The sequence below is a fragment of the Vallitalea sp. genome (assembly GCF_025211055.1).
Taxonomy (GTDB): domain Bacteria; phylum Bacillota; class Clostridia; order Lachnospirales; family Vallitaleaceae; genus Vallitalea.
This window is the reverse complement of the sequence record NZ_JAOARO010000095.1, coordinates 1-21,166: the sequence shown is the minus strand read 5'-3', so window position 1 is coordinate 21,166 and position 21,166 is coordinate 1. Positions and strand designations below refer to the sequence as shown.

General features: G+C 29.0%; 18 protein-coding genes. 5 read left to right on the top strand and 13 right to left on the bottom strand.

What is annotated here, in order from left to right:
* Positions 1-221: 221 nt before the first annotated feature.
* From N4A55_RS15290 to N4A55_RS15275, 4 genes are all read left to right on the top strand, one after another.
* The gene (locus N4A55_RS15290) at positions 222-1,676 is read left to right on the top strand and encodes a nicotinate phosphoribosyltransferase (protein ID WP_293757985.1); all 1,455 of its coding nucleotides are present in this window, start codon (positions 222-224) and stop codon (positions 1,674-1,676) included.
* A 195-nt stretch (positions 1,677-1,871) separates the two neighbouring features.
* Entirely contained in the window at positions 1,872-3,386 is a 1,515-nt protein-coding gene (gene malQ, locus N4A55_RS15285) for a 4-alpha-glucanotransferase (RefSeq protein WP_330666431.1), read from the top strand.
* Positions 3,387-3,536: 150 nt separating this feature from the next.
* Positions 3,537-4,253 carry a lysophospholipid acyltransferase family protein gene (locus N4A55_RS15280; RefSeq protein WP_293757983.1) on the top strand — a complete coding sequence of 239 codons (717 nt, stop codon included), beginning with the start codon at positions 3,537-3,539 and terminating at the stop codon, positions 4,251-4,253.
* 161 nt (positions 4,254-4,414) lie between these two features.
* Positions 4,415-4,798 (top strand): hypothetical protein, encoded by a 384-nt coding sequence (locus N4A55_RS15275; RefSeq protein ID WP_293757980.1) that lies wholly within the window; start codon positions 4,415-4,417, stop codon positions 4,796-4,798.
* Positions 4,799-4,813: 15 nt separating this feature from the next.
* On the opposite strand, the gene N4A55_RS15270 is transcribed toward N4A55_RS15275, so the two are convergent.
* The 6 genes from N4A55_RS15270 to N4A55_RS15245 form a co-directional block, all read right to left on the bottom strand.
* Positions 4,814-6,421 (bottom strand): CTP synthase, encoded by a 1,608-nt coding sequence (locus N4A55_RS15270; protein WP_293757977.1) that lies wholly within the window; start codon positions 6,419-6,421, stop codon positions 4,814-4,816.
* 178 nt (positions 6,422-6,599) lie between these two features.
* Positions 6,600-7,997, bottom strand: a complete 1,398-nt coding sequence (locus N4A55_RS15265) for a S41 family peptidase (protein ID WP_293757976.1) — start codon at positions 7,995-7,997, stop codon at positions 6,600-6,602.
* 78 nt (positions 7,998-8,075) lie between these two features.
* The gene (locus N4A55_RS15260) at positions 8,076-9,581 is read right to left on the bottom strand and encodes an S-layer homology domain-containing protein (protein WP_293757975.1); all 1,506 of its coding nucleotides are present in this window, start codon (positions 9,579-9,581) and stop codon (positions 8,076-8,078) included.
* A gap of 26 nt (positions 9,582-9,607) precedes the next feature.
* A complete protein-coding gene (locus N4A55_RS15255; RefSeq protein ID WP_293757974.1) occupies positions 9,608-12,580 on the bottom strand; it encodes an S-layer homology domain-containing protein in 2,973 nt (990 codons plus the stop codon).
* Positions 12,581-12,924: 344 nt separating this feature from the next.
* Entirely contained in the window at positions 12,925-13,317 is a 393-nt protein-coding gene (locus tag N4A55_RS15250; protein ID WP_293757972.1) for a DUF2752 domain-containing protein, read from the bottom strand.
* Between the two features lie 10 nt (positions 13,318-13,327).
* Positions 13,328-13,627: a DUF4190 domain-containing protein gene (locus tag N4A55_RS15245; protein ID WP_293757970.1), complete on the bottom strand. Its 300-nt coding sequence runs from the start codon at positions 13,625-13,627 to the stop codon at positions 13,328-13,330.
* A 251-nt stretch (positions 13,628-13,878) separates the two neighbouring features.
* Here N4A55_RS15245 and N4A55_RS15240 point away from each other — a divergent pair, with 251 nt between their 5' ends.
* On the top strand, positions 13,879-14,490 hold the full coding sequence (locus N4A55_RS15240; RefSeq protein ID WP_293757968.1) for an accessory gene regulator ArgB-like protein: 612 nt from the start codon (positions 13,879-13,881) through the stop codon (positions 14,488-14,490).
* 92 nt (positions 14,491-14,582) lie between these two features.
* Here N4A55_RS15240 and N4A55_RS15235 read toward each other — a convergent pair whose 3' ends face one another.
* The 7 genes from N4A55_RS15235 to galU all read right to left on the bottom strand — a co-directional run bounded on the left by N4A55_RS15235 (position 14,583) and on the right by galU (position 21,001).
* Positions 14,583-15,839 carry a sensor histidine kinase gene (locus N4A55_RS15235; RefSeq protein ID WP_293757966.1) on the bottom strand — a complete coding sequence of 419 codons (1,257 nt, stop codon included), beginning with the start codon at positions 15,837-15,839 and terminating at the stop codon, positions 14,583-14,585.
* A gap of 1 nt (position 15,840) precedes the next feature.
* Positions 15,841-16,587 (bottom strand): LytR/AlgR family response regulator transcription factor, encoded by a 747-nt coding sequence (locus tag N4A55_RS15230; RefSeq protein ID WP_293757963.1) that lies wholly within the window; start codon positions 16,585-16,587, stop codon positions 15,841-15,843.
* Positions 16,588-16,846: 259 nt separating this feature from the next.
* Positions 16,847-16,999 carry a cyclic lactone autoinducer peptide gene (locus tag N4A55_RS15225; RefSeq protein WP_113672633.1) on the bottom strand — a complete coding sequence of 51 codons (153 nt, stop codon included), beginning with the start codon at positions 16,997-16,999 and terminating at the stop codon, positions 16,847-16,849.
* Positions 16,993-17,592 (bottom strand): accessory gene regulator ArgB-like protein, encoded by a 600-nt coding sequence (locus N4A55_RS15220; RefSeq protein ID WP_293757958.1) that lies wholly within the window; start codon positions 17,590-17,592, stop codon positions 16,993-16,995. The genes N4A55_RS15225 and N4A55_RS15220 overlap by 7 nt, the downstream gene beginning before the upstream one ends.
* A gap of 98 nt (positions 17,593-17,690) precedes the next feature.
* A complete protein-coding gene (locus N4A55_RS15215; RefSeq protein ID WP_293757955.1) occupies positions 17,691-19,007 on the bottom strand; it encodes a sensor histidine kinase in 1,317 nt (438 codons plus the stop codon).
* Positions 19,004-19,735 carry a LytR/AlgR family response regulator transcription factor gene (locus N4A55_RS15210; RefSeq protein WP_293757952.1) on the bottom strand — a complete coding sequence of 244 codons (732 nt, stop codon included), beginning with the start codon at positions 19,733-19,735 and terminating at the stop codon, positions 19,004-19,006. Before N4A55_RS15210 ends, N4A55_RS15215 begins: the two co-directional genes overlap by 4 nt.
* A 375-nt stretch (positions 19,736-20,110) precedes the next feature.
* Positions 20,111-21,001: a UTP--glucose-1-phosphate uridylyltransferase GalU gene (gene galU, locus N4A55_RS15205; RefSeq protein WP_293757949.1), complete on the bottom strand. Its 891-nt coding sequence runs from the start codon at positions 20,999-21,001 to the stop codon at positions 20,111-20,113.
* Positions 21,002-21,166 lie beyond the last annotated feature (165 nt).

The window sequence follows — 21,166 nt, the reverse complement described above, 5'->3', positions numbered from 1 at the left end:
AATTTTTACAACAAACTTCCAGAAGTAGGTATGAGTCTGAAAGCATATAAATAAAAATAAATTAACTCAATAATTTTTTCAGTTACCCTCATAATATCTTGATTGTTATGCTATAATAGTATAAACTATAAAAAATGCCTAAGCAACATTAATAATTTTATTATAAAGCACAAATAAATTGTCTATTAATATTTTACTATTTACGAAAGAAGGAATTATAAATGCATGGCCCAGATTTAACATTGCTGACAGATTTTTATCAATTAACTATGATGCAAGGTTATTATGATCTTAATACAAGAGACCAAATTGCTGTGTTTGACCTTTTCTACAGGGTTAATCCACACGGAAGCAGTTTTTCAATTGCTGCAGGTCTAGAGCAAGCAATAAGTTACATCAATAACATTCATTTTACTGAAGAAGATATTAAATATTTAGCTAAGCAAAATATATTCAAAAGTGATTTTCTAGATTATCTTAGAACATTTAAGTTTACTGGAAATATATATGCTGTACCAGAAGGAACAGTTGTATTTCCTAATGAACCAATATTAAAAGTTGTGGCTCCTTTATGTGAAGCACAGCTTATTGAAACCGCACTTCTTAATATTATCAATCATCAAAGTCTTATAGCTACTAAAGCAGCTCGTGTAAAATGGGCAGCAGGTGATGATGTTGTTCTTGAATTCGGTTTACGTAGAGCACAAGGACCAGATGCAGGTAATTTAGGAGCTAGAGCCGCTGTTATAGGTGGATGTAGTGCAACCTCTAACGTAATGGCTGCAAAATGGTTCAATATCCCTGCAAAGGGTACACACGCTCACAGTTGGGTTATGAGTTTTCCTGACGAACTAACATCATTTAGAAAATATGCTGAGCTATATCCTATGAATTGTCTATTACTTGTTGATACATACGACACATTAAAATCCGGTGTTCCCAATGCAATAAAAGTTTTTAATGAACTAAAAGAAAAAGGAATAAAACCAGATTTTTATGGAATCAGACTAGATAGTGGCGATTTATCATATCTATCAAAAAAAGCTAGGTTAATGTTGGATGAAGCAGGCTTTGAAGATGCTATTATTAGTGCTTCCAGTGACCTTGACGAATATCTGATTCGTGATCTTAAGCTACAAGGTGCTAAGATTACACTATGGGGTGTAGGAACTAATCTTATTACTTCAAAAGGTAACCCATCATTTGGGGGCGTATACAAACTTTCTGCCAAATATGAAAATGATAAATTTATTCCTAAAATGAAAATATCAGAAAATCCTGAAAAAATAACTAATCCTGGTAACAAAAAGATTATACGGATATATAACAAACGTTCTGGTAAAATAAAAGCTGATCTGATTGCACTTGAGCATGAAAAAATAGATGAGTCAAAACCTTTAATTTTATTTGACCCAGAAGCTACATGGAAACAATTGAAATTACAACCAGGTACGTATTATACAAGAGAATTATTAAAACCAATATTTATTAATGGCAAATGTGTCTATGAAACTCCAAGCACCTTTGGTATTAAAGAGTACTGTGAAAAAGAGTTATCTACTCTATGGCCTGAATCAAGAAGACTTATGAATCCTCAAAATGTTTATGTTGATTTATCCCATGAGCTATTTGAATTAAAACAATCAATGATAAAACAATACAGAAACCAACAATAATCTTATAATAATATATAAATAATATGTGCTGTCTCGTAATATGAAATCTATTATGGGACAGCACTTTTTTTTGGAACTATAATTATACAACCAACTTATCTATTAGTTGATTAAATAATATCTTGTTAGCAAATACTATGTGTAGAACTATTTAACATGATAAATCATATTATATTTATTTAGGAGGGATTATTATTGAAGAATATTAATGATATTATGAACAATAAAAGAGTATCTGGTATATTACTCCACCCTACCTCTCTTCCAAGTAAATATGGTATAGGTGATTTAGGCAGCGGTGCATATGACTTTATTGATTTTTTGGTAAAAACCAAGCAAAAGCTTTGGCAGGTACTTCCTTTAGGCCATACTGGTTTTGGGGATTCTCCATATCAATCTTTTTCATCTTTTGCAGGACAACCGTTTATTATAAGTCCAGAGAAATTAATTGAAGTAGGTTTGATTGATGAAGAAGATATTGAGCCTATTTATTCTCCACAATCCCATAAAGTAGATTTTGGATTAATTATCAATTACAAATTATCTATCTTAAAAAAAGCATATGCCAATTTTTTAAAAACTAATAATCACTCTTTATATAATGATTGGTTAACCTTTTGTAATAATGAAAAATATTGGCTTGATAACTATGCCTTGTTTATGGCTTGTAAAGATTATTTTGACGGAAAAATGTGGCCCTGCTGGGATAGTGAAATAGCTCGTTATTCAGATAGCAGTATATTGGTGTGGACTAATAAATTATCTTATGATATAGATTTCTATAAATTCATTCAATTTATTTTTTATGATCAGTGGATCAAAGTTAAGAAGTATGCTAATGTCCATGGAATTCTAATTATCGGGGATATACCTATATTTACTTCTTTTGACAGTAGTGATGTATGGGCTGACAAAGAGTTGTTTTTATTGGATTCTGAGGGATATCCAACCCATATAGCTGGTGTTCCTCCTGATTATTTTAGTCCTACAGGACAACTATGGGGAAATCCATTATACAATTGGGATAATCATACAAAAACTTCATATAGTTGGTGGGTAAGTAGATTAGCTCATTCTCTAAGATTAGTAGATATCGTAAGAATCGATCATTTTAGGGGTTTTGAGAGTTATTGGTCCATTCCTTATGGTAATAAAACTGCAATCTACGGGAACTGGGAAAAGGGCCCTAGCAAAAAACTATTCAACGCTTTCATCGATACCCTGGGAACTAAATTACCTATTATCGCAGAAGATCTTGGTATAATAACTGATGAAGTAAAAAAATTAAGAGATGATTTTAATCTTCCCGGTATGAAAATACTACAATTTGCTTTTGAAGATTTAGAAGACAATGATTTCCTACCTCATAATTATGGGTCTAACAGCATTTGCTATAGTGGTACTCACGATAATGATACAACTGTTGGATGGTATAATAAAGCTAGTAGCATGAAACAAGATAAAGTTAGACGATATATGAATACTGATGGAAGAAACATTTCATGGGACTTTATTAGAGCTTGTTTTGGTTCAGTTTCTAAGATGGCAATAGTCCCACTTCAAGATGTCTTATCTCTAGATAGTCATGCAAGGATGAATATTCCAGGTACATCCATTGGTAATTGGCAATGGAGATACACTAGTGACATGCTGACTGATGATATAATTAACAGATTAAGAGAAATTACAGAATTGTATGGAAGAGATTAACAAATAAGTAAATTCTATCTTAAAAACTATAGCGATTTTTATATATTAATGATATAATTATGATTACATGTATAAGATATATTTTATAAAAACTTACAATTAAAACATATGCTTATAATGTATATAAAATTATCAGGATAAGGTGATTATATGCGTGCAGTAATTATAATAATTTTTATGGCTATTTATTTGATTCTTGCTTTACCTGTACTTATAGTTGGTTTTATAGCAGGCTTATTTTCCAAAGATACTCAATACAAAATTGGAAAATTCATTGTGACTCATATATGTAGAGGTATTATGTTTATAACAGGTTGTAGAGTTACAATTACTGGATTAGAAAATATCCCAGATGAAACTGTACTATTCGTAGGAAATCATCGAAGCATATTTGATGTTGTTCTATTAATTAAAGTCATTAATCGTCCTTTTGGTTTTATTGGAAAAAAAGAATTGACAAAAGTACCTTACTTAAATCTATTATTAAAATTAATGGGTGGATTATTCCTTGACAGAACTAATTTTAGAGAAGGTCTTAAGATAATCCTAGCTGGTATAGAAATGTTGAAATCAGGTTTATCAATGCTTATTTTCCCTGAAGGAACTAGAAACAAAGAATCTCAAGAGCCTTTACCTTTTAAACAAGGTAGCTTGAAATTAGCAGAAAAAGCTAATGTACCTATTATACCATTTGGTATAAAAGGTACAGATAATATTTTTGAAAATAATAATGGTCTTGTTGTAAAACCAAGTAGAGTGTCCCTTAATTTTGGTAAACCTATTCTTTTAAGTGAATTACCACAAGAGGATATGAAAAAAAGTGCAGTTTATGTTCGCTCTGAAATTTTACAATTACTTTCCAAGTGATTTTTGTTAAATTCTTTTATGATTTTGAATAGTATAACTGAAAAATAATAAAATGCAGAGGAAATTTGATGTTTTAGCAAATTTCCTCTTTGATTTTTTTGTAATTAATGATAGAATATATAGAACGCACTAATAAGTATCTTTTTAAAGGAGGTGCACCTATGGAGTGGTGGGAAATTCTATTGCTTGTATTAGGAATTATTGTTGTTGTACTTCTCATCCTTTATTTTGTAGGAAGAAAGTTACAAGGTAAAGCTAATGACCAGCAATCAGTAATTAATCAAAACAAAATGACAACATCTATACTCGTTATAGATAAGAAGAAACAGAAAGTAAAAGATTCTAATTTGCCAAAAATGGTACAAGACCAAATTCCAAAATACATTCGTTTTAGAAAATTACCTATGGTAAAAGCAAAAATCGGTCCTAAAATTACTACTTTATTGTGTGATGACAAGGTATTCAAAGAATTGCCTGTTAAGAAAATGGTAAAAGTAGATTTAGCTGGTATGTATATAGTTGGAATGAAAGGCTATAAAAAATAAGAAAAAGCCAAGACATTAATTTGTCTTGGCTTCTATACTTGCACCTACAAAATCTCTGAATAATGGATGTACTTTGTTAGGTCTTGATTTAAATTCTGGGTGAAATTGAACACCAACAAACCAAGGATGGTTATTTATTTCTACCATTTCAACAAGTCTATCATCTGGAGATACTCCTACAATATTAAGTCCTGCTTTCACAAGGATATCTCTATATTCATTGTTGAATTCATATCTGTGTCTATGTCTTTCATAGATTAACTCAGATTCATAAGCTTGATATGCCAATGAATCCTTCTGAACCTTACATGGATAAGCTCCCAGTCTCATAGTACCACCTAATTCATCAATATCTTTCTGTTCTGGCATTAAGTCAATAACAGGATATTTTGTATCAGGGTCAAGTTCAGAACTATGAGCACCATCATATCCTAATATATTCCTTGCAAATTCAATAACTGCACACTGCATTCCTAGACATATACCAAAGAATGGAATGTTATTTTCTCTAGCGTATCTAACTGCAAATATTTTACCGTCTATACCTCTATCTCCGAATCCACCAGGAACTAATATTCCATCAGCATCTTTTAAGTAATCATCTGCATTTTCGCTAGTAACTTCCTCAGAATTGACCCATAGAACTTCTAACTTGGTTTTATGGTATATTCCAGCGTGTTTTAAGGATTCTACAATAGAAATATAAGCATCATGTAATTCAACATATTTACCTACTAGTGCAATCTTAACAAGATTCGTCATAGATTTTTCTCTATCTATCATTTCTTTCCACTGAGTTAAATCAGGCTCAGCACAATCAAGATTCAGTTTGTTACATACAATCTTAGCTAATCCCTCTTTTTCTAACATCAATGGAACTTCATATAAAGTATCTGCATCAAGGTTCTGAATAACACATTCTTTTTTAACGTTACAGAAAAGAGCCATTTTATCTTTCATTTCTTCTGATAGTTCATGCTCTGTTCTACATACTAGTATATCTGGTAAAATACCAATTGAACGTAATTCTTTTACAGAGTGCTGTGTAGGCTTAGTCTTCATTTCACCAGCTTTAGCAAGATAAGGAATTAGAGTTACATGTATATATAATACATTTTCTGGTCCTACTTCAGCGGATACTTGTCTTATGGCTTCCATAAATGGTAGACTTTCAATATCTCCAACTGTTCCACCTATCTCTGTTATAACAATATCAGATCCGGCACTTTTTCCTACTCTGTAAACTCTTTCTTTTATAGTATTAGTTATATGTGGAATAACTTGAACTGTTGCACCTAGATATTCACCTTTTCTTTCTTTGTTAAGTACAGACCAGTAGATTTTTCCAGTAGTAATGTTACTATACTTACTAAGATTCTCATTAATAAATCTTTCGTAATGTCCAAGGTCTAAGTCTGTTTCTGCTCCGTCTTCGGTAACAAATACCTCTCCATGTTGATACGGACTCATTGTACCAGGGTCAATGTTAATGTAAGGGTCGAATTTTTGTATTGTAACTTTCTTACCTCTAGCCTTTAAAAGTCTTCCTAATGAAGCAGCTGTTATGCCCTTTCCTAGTCCGGAAACAACACCTCCCGTAACAAAAATATATTTCGTTTGCATCCTCATTTCACCTCATAGTCTTTTTTTTATTTAAATGATTACTCTATAAAAAGTAGTCTAAACAATTTTGTTCTTACTACTTTTTATAATGAACCTTATATACTTTTGGGTTATTCTATTTCTATTTTATACAACCTCTTTATTTTATTATTAGTTAGTTAAATAGTCAATAACAAATTTAATTTTCGTTTATTTTACTTAAAATTACGTGAAGAGCTTTCTCTAATTGTATATCTTTTTCCTTAATACTCTCAGTTAATTTTGTATTAAGTGCTTTTAGAGTAGGATGGTCAGAAACTCCATATACCCTTAACCTCATTTTCTTCTGAAACTCTGTCACAGCCTTTTCAGTCTTTTTATCGTACAGATTATCTGGTTCATTAATAGCATAACCCAAATATTCTAAAATTAATTCAACACTTTTAACTTCTTCCATTTCATCATTCAAAAATAATCTTTGTGGGCTGACAATAAGATTAGGTACTATTACTTCATAATCTGGAGCAACACCTATACCATTTATTTTGTTCCCATCTCTTGATAAAAATTCCTCCATAGTTAATTTAATAGAATATTTATCTGAAATATCATAAATATATTGTGCTACACCTTTTCCATAAGTAGTTTCACCTACTGTAACACCTACACCAGATTCTTTTACAGCTGCTGCAATGAATTCAGAGGCTGAAGCTGTATTCTCATTAGTAAGTACTACTAGTTCAAAAGGAGCTTTCCTTAGATTACTTCTATAAGTTATTTTTCTTCCCTCTTTATTGACAAAATGAAGAACTGGCCCCTTTGGTATTAACATATTACATAGAGCCACTCCTGAATCAACATATCCTCCTAGATTATCTCTAAGATCAAGTATTAAATACTTGACTCCTTGTTTTTTAGCATCTTCTATATATGGTTCTATATCTTCAGCTACATTTTTATTAATAGAATTTATTCTTATATAATTTATTTTTTTGGCTATTTCTTTATCTAATTTTGGAAATAAATCTTTGATTTCTTCAGTTTCAACAGCAGATATTTTAACTAAAGCTCTTTTTATATCTACTGTATATTCCATTTCACCTCTTCTAAATGTAATAGAGACTTTAGTCCCTTCTTTACCTTTTATCTTATTAGCTGCTTCGGTAGGTGTTAAATTCTTTGCACTTTTTCCATTAATTGCAATTACTAAATCTTCTGCTTTTACTCCTGCTCTGATAGCTGGAGATTTTGGTATAGGATATAATACTTTTACCCAATCTCCATCTTGTACCATTACAGCACCAATACCTACAAATTCACCTGATACAGACTCAATCAAAGTGTTTGCTTCCTTTTTTGTATAGAATGTTGAATAAGGGTCTAGTTCATCAAACATACCATCTATAGCTGCCTTAAATAACTTTTCATCTGTTACTTCCTCACCTACATAATTATCACGTATCAGCTTAAATAATGCTTTGAATTGTTCCCCTCTTAGTTCTATATTTTTTGATGCTACAGAATCTGCATTAACAGGTACTATAAGCATGGCTAATACTAATCCTATAACCATCATCTTACTAATAATATTTTTCATGTTTTATCCCCCTTTATTATTTTACATTAATTGACATTATTATCTATCAATACTTTTATACTTAATATAATCTATATATTACTGAATCAATCTATAATAACCTGAAATATCTTCTCGCAAGTAATTAATCAAATTATCAATAATTGTGCTTGCATCTGGCTTGGATAACCATTTTTTAGGCTCTAGATTTCCTTCTTTTTCCTCTATAATTCCTAATTTGTAACCAGCTAATATTGCTTTTTTAGCCCAAGGTGATATCATATTATTATCTTTGAATGGGGTTACAGAATTCTCTAATCTTCCTATCTTCTCAAGACCAATAACACGAATCAATATACATAGTGCTTCTTGTCTAGTAATAGGTTGTGATACTTTGAAAATGTCTCCTACACCTTTTATAAGCTTTGCATTATAAGCTGTCATAATATATGGATATAATGGATTATCTGGTAATACGTCACCAAATATAATTTTCATACTGTTTTTATTTTTACTAGTTGCTTGATATTTACTTATGTCCATATTCATTGCAAGGCAGATAGCTTTTATAAATTCACCTCTTGTTATTGCTTCTACTTCCATAGATTTATGAGGAATCTCAGTCATGATTTCCATGCTATACAATTTCTTGATATGTTCATTAGCTGGATTGCTATCTAGAAAATCAAGGCCTGCTGGAATAGGGAGTTTTTCTATTTGTTTAGCTGTACTAATCATTATGCTGTTTTCCATTTGACTTCTAGTCAACTCAGGATGATTAGTTGTTATATTGTATTTTAATGATGCTTCTCTTTCAAGTCTTTGATTATAAGTTCCATCAAAACTAATTGGAAAAGGAGACGCTTTATCGTAATACATAGTCTTCTTAGCTTCTAATGATGGATTAAGTTTTACCTGCATTCTATCTTTCGGTCCTATTATATCCATAGTCAGTTTTCCTGACTCAACTTTTGACCAAGGTTGGTCATAACCATAAATTGAACCTTCTGTTTTTATAGTGATTGTCTCATTATTACTTGATATGAATCTAGCTTCATTAGATACAGATGTATCATAATAGCTTACTCCTGGTGTTATGTCTTCTACACCAGTTAATGAATATGTAGAAAAGGTTTTATCTAAAGTATAAGTTACGTCACCAATAACGATTTTTTCTGTCCAACTACTCACTTTAGAATCTCTAACAATCTGTTTTTTGAATTCACCATCAACATAATAAAATGAAGTTGTAAAATTGATAGTTCTATCAAGCGTACTATTTTTTTCGATGTTCTTAGCCTTTATTACATATTTTTCAGTATAACTACCTGCTTTTTCTATATTAATTACATCATCATCCTTAGTTACTTTTATAGTACCTTCAAATTCAATTGGTTCACCAGATATATACACCATTTCCTTATAACGCATAACTCTTGTTTTTGAAGATTTTACAGGAACATACTTCTCAATGGTCTTAGGTAGGTTAGTTCCTTCTGATATACCCCCAAAATAACCCATATCACCTATATCAGCATAGACACATATACTTGTGATACTAAAAGCGAATATCAAAAATAATATTTTCATACTTATTCTTTTCATCGATTGTCCACCTCTTTCTAGTTATTTTATTTTTCTACAAAAATAATATATCCGTCAACATCTCTAGCTCCTTTGGTAGCAAGTTTAGTAATGAGATATTCATCAGTTATTACCCTGACTATATCACCTTTCTCTAACATATCTGGTGATATGACTTGGTTATTTTTAATTATAATCGTATTCGTCTTAAGATTAACCTTTGCGTAGCTATTACTGTAACTTAGATCTTTCCAACTATTATTTGTTTTGTTATATACTATCGTATCTTTTATACTAATTGCATCACTCTCAGTTTCGTATATCTCACCCTTTACTCCGTCTTGACAGTATGGATTTTCTATAATATATTTTGCTTTTGTTCCATCTGCGATAATAGTATATACTTTATCTACCTTTGTTTTTTCAGAGTAATCCAAGAAATCTGTTTGTGGAATTATTCCGTTTGCATCAGTAATAACTGTTTCATAATCTGTAGTAAACATATGTGGAATAGGTGAATATATCCATTTCATTCCTTTTAATAATGCAAATGACTGAACCTGCATATCTTCATTTTCATTTATACTCTTAATACGTCCCCTAAATATAGTTGTAGCTTCATTACTTGGTTCTTTTGTTATGTTAACTATTACAGCCTTTTGATTACCGTTCAAGATAACTTGTGCATAATCAGGTGATACTATATTATTATCTTCCAACAGTTTTCCATTCTTAACTACGATTGTACCATCATGAGTATTAATATACTTAGGACTTTGTAATATTTTGAATTTATTATTTCCATTAGAATATGTCACATTGTCACTAGCTAATATATTCTCTCTTCCTGTTCCAAAAGTCACTTTTAATACTTTTTCATCGTCATAATATCTCTCCATAGCTACATAAACATCAATATCTGGTGATTTCAGATAGTTTAATGCATAATCAAGAGATATCTGCTTAGAATCTAGGTAATATTCTATATTCTTGGATGAAATATCTAGTATCTTAGATTTGGTATAATCTCTCCAACCAGCTTTGGTTAATTCATAACTATTTAGCAAGGTAAGTGTTCTCTGTGAATTATTGAGACTGCCAAGTTTTCCTTTGTAGATATTAGCTACAGTATTACCGTATTCGTCAACTTGAATTTCTTTTACTGATTCGGTAATTGTTCCTGGTTCAAAAACAGCTTGGTTAATGAGTAACTTGACTACTTGTCCTTCTTGTAACTGATACTTAGCTATATTTTGCCCTGCCCTTTTTATAGGTATATTAGAATCTATATCATATATAGTTGAACTAAGATCATCAAACCTAACCCATAAACGTAATCCATTAACCCCATTGTTAACTATCTGCTTAATACTTCCATACTTTACAATATAATTAGTCTTAGCACTAATTGATAATACGTTTTTACCATCTGGTGATATTTTAAGATCTACTAAATCACCTGCTTCAATATCATCAATAGTTGTATCTCTTGGATCAAATCTAAAATCAGGAAACATTTCATCTATATAACCAATTTCATCTTCTGTATCATAGTAATGTTGTTTTTCAACTTGAACATTTTTCTTTTGATAATTTTTCGTTACTTCTTTTCCATCCCAAGTCATAATAGTTATATAATTAAAAGTTGGGTTATTTTCTTTTACAATACCACTTAATGTATCAAATATAACCTTATCACCTGCAAATTCTATTTTAGTGACTATGTTATTGTCTATATATAATTTCACTTTACTACTTATAGGTGCATTAGGTATCTTTACATTAAGATCATTTATTCTTATTGTCCCATCACCATTATTATATACTGATGACTTCATTTGATATGTATAATTGATTCCTCTATTACTTGTTATAGTAATTCTACCATTTTTTATTTCATTAAGAGGCTGTAATACTCCTTCAAGTTCATAAGGTTCATTTATACCCTTACTAGAAGCATATAACATTTCTTTTGTATCATTATTCACTAGATATTCAATATACTCGCCTTCTCTTAGATTAAGAAGACCTCCAACAACCCCATTGATTAATACTGGTACATCTTTAGTTAATATTTGGTCGCTTGATTTCTTTTTATATTCATAATTGATCTCATTGACTTTTCCTGTTTCATCTGTTATCAATATTCTTCTTGTTGCGATACTATCTGAAGCACCCATAGAATTACTATCTTCTATATATGCTACTGTACCATTTTCCTTAGTAATATTCATAATATTATAAGCAATATCATCAAGATTTTTTAGAGTCTGAGCCATCTGTTCTCTAGTAACTATTCCTTTTGGGTTAAATCTATTATTACTACCTACCATTATCTTTTTCTGTATTACTGCTTCTACATAAGGAATGAATTCTCTATCTATCTTTTCCCAATCACTGTAATTAAAAACATCTTTTTGTTTGTATAATGGACTAATTAGATCAGGCTGTTCACTATTGATAGCTTTTACTAACCATACAGCTAATTGCTCTCTTGTCACTGGCCCTCTTCTAATAAAACTTTCTGATGGGTCTAATTCCCTTTGTTCTTCTACAAGAGCATTATCCAAATCATCTTCAGTTATTAATCCCATATTTTTAGCTAATTGAAGATATCCTTTTGTCCATAGTGTCAAAACGTGGTCAGGCAATTCTTTATTATCTTGTAATAATTGATTTCCTGCTTTTTGTGCTGCTTCTTCCATACCTAAAATTCTAAGTAACACTGCTAGAGTCTCTTCGTTGCTTATGGGTGTAGTTGGTCTATACTTTTTTGCATTATTTTCATTGTATCCTTTTATAATCTGTAATGCACCGAACCTTATAATCGGTTCTATCGACCAGCTACTAGGACTTACATCCGAGAACTTAAGATTCTCAATGATTGCTTCAGCACCAGACCTTGCGAGATACACATTTTGCACTGGTTCCTTTAATACACTAGGGTCTGTTACAGCATATACTGGCAATGCAGTTATCATTAGTGTGAGTATTAATAAGTAAGATATGATTTTTTTCATTTACCCCATCCTCCGTCATGTAATATATATTTCAGTATTTTTTCCCAAATAATAATTATAATCAATTATCGTTAAGGAAATGAAATACATTTTGTACAAATCTATCCAATACATTATATCATAATATTTCGGCAAAATGGGACTAAAAATGCACTGTTATAAGATTGTAATAATTAATGAGTCAAACCACCTAAGACTATTTTGCTAGAGAAACTTTGAGATTCTATTAAACATAGTGATAGTTACTCAAATGTATACAAAAAAGTATAACTTTCCTAATAAGAAAAAAATGGAAAATAGATTAACGAGTTAATTACTATTTCCCATTTTCAAAAGAGACATACTTATTTTAATATAATGTGCAATAACCAACTTGTAATAATAATAAAACAAATACCTAAACTAAATATTGTATTATATTTACTTATATACAAGTTGTATCTTTTTCTAAATAAAAATATACTACTATTGATAATTTGGCTAATTACAAGTAAGTAAAGAGGCAGTCCAGCATAATTATAATTAATGGCTTTTATGAGTTTTCCATTACTAATGGATACAAAGCTTCTTGTTAATCCACATGAAGGGCATTCATTGCCTGTAATTTCTTTTACTGTACATTTGCCAATTATAATATTATTTGTTAAATAAACTTTATCATCTTTAATATGAGCCATTGTTGACACTATAATAATTAGAGCTAGTGCTATGATTATTAAGATATTAAAGATAACCATATAATTTATCTTATACAAAATTATTTAATCGAGAAATTGCTGAAAAAAGTCCAGCTATAACTATTATAACTAAACCAACAGTAATAATACCTAGTACAAGACCTGCTATTGCCATACTTCTTCCTGTTTTATCCTCGTTATATTTATTAGCATTAAGAAATACTGCTCCAAAGATTATAGCTAATATGGCTAGTATAATAGATAAGTAGTAAAAACAAAAAAATACTATTCCAACTATACCACAAACCATGGACGCTATAGAGAGACCTTTGAACTTTACTTCTTGGTTTGAATTATTTAAGTCTGACATACATGTTTCCTCCTTCAATCTTTATAGGGAAATTATAACATATTAGTGTTTATTTTTCCATAAACTTATAATTTATTCAAGCGTTCACAAAACAACTATATTTTCTATATGTACAAACATGGGTTTTAATGTAACAAAACTTCTTATACCTTGATTTTAGTACATATAGAATCCTGATTGAAACATAATCCATAGTTATTGCTTCTATTCTATGATATCTTATAGCCATATCAATACAAAGGGTGGATGTAATGCTTATCGATAGGCCAATTAAAGTACTGACATATCATTTATATAAAAATACTCTAATACCGCACAAAAATATTAGAGTAATGAGATATGGTATATATGTCTTGTATAGCGAATTTGTAAAACTTGCCATATTAACAATATTCTTTAGTTTGCTTGGAATGCTAAATGAATTTTTATTCGCTTTAGTTATTCTACTTTTAATTAGGCCCTATAGTGGAGGAATTCACTTTGACAGTTTTATGGGATGCTTTTTATTTACCATTGGGTTTTTTATCCTAAATGTTGCTATTTTACCAAGTTTGAACTATATAAACACTCCCTCGCTTTATATAGTTTTCTTTCCCATAAACTTGTTGATAATATATTTATGTTCACCCATGCCCTCAAAATATAGACCGATTAAAAATGAAAAAACAAAAAATAAATATAAATATTTAGCTACGTTTTTTACCGCAACAATATATTCAGCTTTATTACTTACAGACATTGAGCCTATGTTTAAGGCGATAGGGTTATGGACTATTAATCTTCAAGCTATCCAATTATTAGGAGGAGGTGTAATACGTGAAAAAATTCAAAAAACAAAATTATTTTCTATACTCTATAGTTAATTTATTTGTATTTTTATCTTGGTTTCCAGTAAACAAAGCTAGTTGGTTATTATTCGGAGAAGTTCCTTGTCCCAAATGTTTACAAAAATAGTTTATGTCCCAAATAATATTTTAAAACATATTTGTTCTTCTTCATACGATATTTGAATATTTCCTTTATATGATTTAACTATTTTTTTTACATTATATAATCCAAAGTCTCTATTATTGCCTTTTGTTGAATATCCTTTTTCAAATACTTTATCCAAAGTGTCAAATTTAACTGGCAGACTAGTATTTTTAACTTCAATTACCGTATTGTTATTTTCCTCGAATAAATTTACATGTACTTCCTTTTTTATAGAACTTTGGTAGTTAGTTGTTGCTTCTATTGCATTATCTAATAGATTTCCTAATATATCTACGAATTCATAATCCTCAATAGGATATTTAGGAAAAGGGGTATAACAATTACAATTTAATTCTATGTTATTTTGTCTTGCCTTTATTTTTTTACTGTATAATATGGCACTAATGATGTTATTACCTGTGTTTAACAAAATATCATCTGAATGTAATTGGTATCCATTAATAACCTTGTTTAAGTAATCAAGTAATTCGTTATCCTTACTTTTCTCTGCGATTCCATAAATTGCATTAAGTTGATTTTTTATATCATGCTGTTTTGCTCTAACATCATCTAATAGGTTTTCTAATATAGGATTGTATTCCATGTATATTTCATTAGCTTTCTGTTTTTGTTTTATCTGTAGTAATTGTTTGAACACAACTGCAACTATTAATGTCCATATTATTATACCAACAATGATTAGTGAAATATAATTCACATTATTAAAATCTATTTTCCAAGATATGAAATAAATTCCTAAAGGTATAGCTATTAATATTATTAACCATTGGATAATTTTTTTAAATCTATTATATAAAGCAACTATCTCATTCAATGGGATATATTTATATGTAAATATTGATATTACTAATAATATCAGATTGCATGAAATCGCAATAAAATCATTCTGTCTAATTATGCCTAACAACTGAAAAAGGAAAACAATCATTAATTGAATACTTAACAAATAAATAGTTGCTATAGTATACTCAAAAACAAGTAATTTAACTGATATATCTGTGAATAACTTAAATACAAGCAATATCACAATTCCCAACATTACTTCTTTTAGAGGAATATTATAATAGATAAATAAGGTTACAATAATAATATGTAATACAATTAATATTAGTTTATATATTGGACCTTTTAAAAATAGTCTCTTATCTACCTTACTAAGCACTAATATCAAACTACTTATTTCCAATATATTCATAATAATAAAATAGACAAACTCCATATTATATCCCCCCTTCAATCCTATTAATTACATCCACACTATACTTGTCTCCAATAAGTGCTACCTCTTCATAATCATAGAAATTGATATCCCAAGCTTTTTTATTATGTTTTTCTATACTTCTTATATGATTAATGTTAACTACATAACTCCTATGAGTTCTAATAAAATAATCAACTCCTGTTTCTTGAAGCATCTTAATCATTTGTTTGAATGTCATACTTGGAATTACTATTTTATCTAGAGTAGTGTGTAGATACAGCTTTCTTCTACATGACTCTGCATAAAATATATCATTGACAGATATTTTATGAATAACATTTTTCAGCTTTATGGTGATATACTTTTTATCTAGTTTATTTTCTTTATTTTCTTTGTTAATTCCTTTCAATAGTTTGTTGGTCACATCAATTATCTTACTTTTTGTGAAAGGTTTTTCAATAAAATCATAACAATGATATTCTTGAACTGCTTTTGGTAAATACATTAGATGTGTGGTAATAAAAATAATATAAGACAGCTCATATTGTTCTATACTTCTTATGATCTCAGCTATTTTTAATCCACTAATGTCTGGCAAGTGAATATCTAAGAAAAATAGATCCATTTTTATCTCTTTTAATAACTTGAGAGCTGTTTTACCTGTCCCTGCTTTATAAATTCTTGCATCACTAAAATTAGTCTTCAAAACATATTCTAGATTATTTCTTGATGTATCATTGTCTTCAACTATAAGTATGTTATTCATCTAATCATCCCCTATACAATGAATAAAGTTCTTATATTAACCTGGAATATTATTATTATACCAAATATCTTAATAATTGGTATATATTTCCACAAAAAGGCATAAAAAAAATGGATTATCAATCCATATATTAATTTTAAAAAGATAAGACTTTCATACTTGTCCAATAAGTAAGTTATAATATTATAATACCTGCTAAGGGAAAGATATTAGTTTTTAAAACTCTCTTATCATAGTATGAAAGTCCTTTTTTTTAAAACTAATCATTTTTTCTTAATTTTTCAGGAACTTTTGGTTGATTAAAGAACCATATGCATGCTGTTTGAACAGAAAGTGAAGCTACTGCAATGCCAATTAATCCTACTAAACCTAATAACTTTGTTGAAACTTTCTCGTTAATTGTTGCTAACATATTTTGACCTCGCTTTCCCTTTTATTTATTATTGGTAGAACTGTTAATGACTCCATAAATACAGCAATAGCAGCTACCATATAATACGACTCTAATGAATCCAAAAATATGCTCATAGCTATTATAATTATTGATTGTACAATAACCGTAATCATACTTTTCTTCTTGTAAGTTAATTTTTCTGAGCTACCTAGGGGTTTATTGATTGTATCAACAGGTGCATAAGTAATAATTATTATGCATGATTCAATTAAAGCTAATACTATTATTATTAGATTTTTATCAAAATCTAATAGTAAGTGTGAAATAAAAATTGTTAAAAAACATGATAGTAAAAAATATATAAAACATTTCAAATGTGATTTCGCATGATATCCTCCAGCCTGTACCCTAAGTGAACAAAAAAACAATATAAATACTATAACTTTTAGCATACACCTGAAAATTCTTCCTATGATAATCATACCAATAAGGATTAAAAGTGATGATATTACAATTTCAAATCCATATGTATAAACTTCTTTATCATCTTCTTTAATAATTTTCTTATCAATTAATTTGCTAGAAATTTTGTTTGAAAATTCATATATCACATATATCCTCCTCTCACATTGTTAATTTTATACTAATTCTAGCACAAATCAAGCCATATATGACTTTTGGTAGTTAACTCGTGATATTTGGTCATTTTTTAATTAAGTTCTCCATTATACAACATTATATTAACGTTAAAATAATCTTTAATACACATAATCTCCATATTACCATAATATTTTTCTACTATTTGATTGATGTTCATAAGTCCTATACCATGTATTTCTTTATCTGCCTTTGTAGTATCAAGACTTATATTTTCGCTACCTATAGTATTATTAACACAGTCAATAACAAGATAATTATTTACATTATTTATGTCTAACTTAATATATCTATTGTTTTCATTAACCTTAATAGTAGCCTCAATAGCATTATCAATGAGATTACCTAATATAATACATATATCAACTATATCAATAGTCAAATTATCTATACTACCTATATTCATCACACAATTTATGTTATTTTCTACTGCTCTGGCATATTTCCTATTCAATAATGCAGATATTGCTGGATATTTAGTAATAATTATTTTATCTATCTCATCAATCTGTGATAACAATTTATTGAGATACTCTTCCAGTTTGGTATATTCTTTGTACCTAAGTAATCCTTTAATATTACCAAGATGATTAGACATATCATGTCTCAAGCTTTTTAACTTCAAAGTTGCATTATTGATTTCATCAAAGTATTTTGACTGCATCTCGTATTGCTGAATTTTTAATTGTAATTCCAAATCCTTCTTTGATTGAGCCAATAACTTATCATATATAAGCAAAGATACTATATTTACAATACCTAACCCTAATATTACGAATCCAGCTACTATACTATCTTCATTATTTTCATATATGAGATTTCTATACATAGGCACAATACTTATCATTATTCCTAGATTAATAACAAATAGTGTAATAATCTCCATTAACAAACTTTTCTTCGAAAAACGTAGTCCAAATCTTTCACCATCAGATATAAAAAGTACAACAACAAAAAAAGTTATTAACTTGGAAACTACCATTCCTAATACTCTCAAAATGTTACTTTTGGCAAAAACAGCTGGAGATTCTCCAAAAATGAAACTTAAAACTGAAAGTATTATCCCTTCTATAGCAACGATCAATATTAATAATCCAATGTACCCTAATAATAATTTTATTATCTTTTCATCATATAATGCTAAAACTACAATAAATATAATTATGAGCATACCTACAAAAGAACCTCTGAAATTACAATCTAAATCATAGGAAAAATAATTAAAAATAAATATTATAGCAGTTATTGAAAAACCCCCTATATAATAAGCAATAGTACTTTTATATCTTTTCTTATATACAGAACAAAATTTTATTATTATCAAAGCTTCCACTGTATCAACAAATAATTCTATTAGATACCAAATCATAACTTCACCCTTTTCCGACTCAAAAAAGTCTCTTTTACTTCTTTAGCATTTCTTCTACTTACTGGAATCCTTTTACCATTTTTAAGCAGCACCTCTTTGGATGTAATTAATTCTATTTTGTCAATATTTGCAATATAACCTTGATGTACTCTAATAAATTTATCTTCACTAAGCAACATGTTCAATTCGTTGAAGGTTCCGTAGAACTCTATATTCTGATTATCCGCCATTACCATGACTTTATTTTTGTATTTCTCAAAATAATTTATGCTATTGTAAGCAATTATAATCTTTTCCCTATTCTTGTTTATTACTAAAAACTCCTCTTCTATTTGAGGTTCTTTCAAGCTATCTATCATTTTAATAGCATCAAATAATGCTTTTTGAAACTGCTCTATCTTCACAGGCTTAAGAATATATCTGAATGTATTAATTTCAAAAACATCAAATACATAATCTTTATATCCAGTTACAAATATAATAATAACATTATCATTCTTTTCTCTTATCTTTCTTGCGGATTCTATACCATCTAATCCTTTCATTTCCATATCCAAAAATATAATATGAAGTTTATTAGAATTACAATATGTAATTAAATCTTCTCCACATAAAAACTTCAAAATATTAACCTTAATATTTTTTGTCTCTACTGCTTCCATAATTAATTTTTCTACTAAATTTACTTGTAAAATTTCGTCATCACATATAGCAATATTAAGCTTCATTATTAAAATCCTCCATAATTTATTAACTTAAATTATCTGTATACATAAAATAACTATTATACAACGTTATCCAATGACTTCTTAAATTTACCAAACTAATTCGTATAAATAATTAACATTATTAGGGCTAAATATTATATATAGCTTATATATTTAAAATTAACAGATAATAATATATAAATAAATTATACCTAATGTTACAATTTTTTGTCAATACACACATAACAATTTATAAACTTCTTAATTATGAGTTTTTATTACATAGCCAAATATTATTTGTCATATTATTACATTAATAGAAAATAAAGTAATAAAAATTAGATGTATAAAAAAACTAGTTAAGGTATTTTATTACCCAACTAGTTTTAAGATTTGTTAATCAACTTTTATTATATTATCAATATTATTTATTGTATATTTCAGATATTCTAAGAAATTATCTCTTAATTCATCTCTTCTAAGAGCAGATTCTACTGTCGCTTGTAAAAATCCCATTATATTTCCTACGTCATATCTCTTACCGATAAAGTCATATGCATATATTGCCTCATCCCTTGCTAAGCGTTTTAGAGAATCAGTTAATTGAATTTCGCCACCGGCTCCTGCTTCTTGGGTTTCTAAGTATTTAAAGATACTTGGACTAATAATATATCTTCCTAATATAGCTATATTAGATGGTGCATCTTCGCTTAATGGTTTTTCTACAAGGTCTTTTATTTTATATATCCTATCTTCTATATGTTTAGCATCAATGATACCATATTTGGACACATCATTGATGGGTACTTTCTGAACTCCTAATATTGATGTTCTATATTCACTGTACACATCAATCATTTGTTGCAAACATGGTTTTTTGGATACAATTACATCATCCCCCAACAATACTGCAAATGGTTCATTACCTATAAAATGTTTTGCCATTAATATTGCATGACCTAATCCTCTTGGCTCTTTTTGTCTAATGTAATGAATATTAGCTATCTCGGAAACACTTCTAGCAATCTCCAACAAATCATCTTTACCTTTTTTTTCCAACTCCAATTCAAGTTCAATAGATTTGTCAAAATGATCTTCTATAGAACGTTTATTCCTACCAGTAACAATAATTATATCTTGTACACCTGATTGAACAGCTTCCTCCACAATATATTGAATAGTTGGTTTATCAACTATAGGTAACATCTCTTTTGGCTGAGCCTTTGTAGCTGGTAAAAACCGAGTACCAAGACCTGCCGCCGGAATAATCGCCTTTCTAATCTTCATCTACATTTTCTCCTCCTTTATATATTATATTCTCTCGGAATCTCTAAGCCAGTAAATTCAACGCTTCTAGATTCCTTTTTATTAAAACCCCCCACTTTTTTGTCAAAAACCATTGACATATTCATCGAAAAATGTGCGCTTCGCGCCTTGATTATGAAATATATT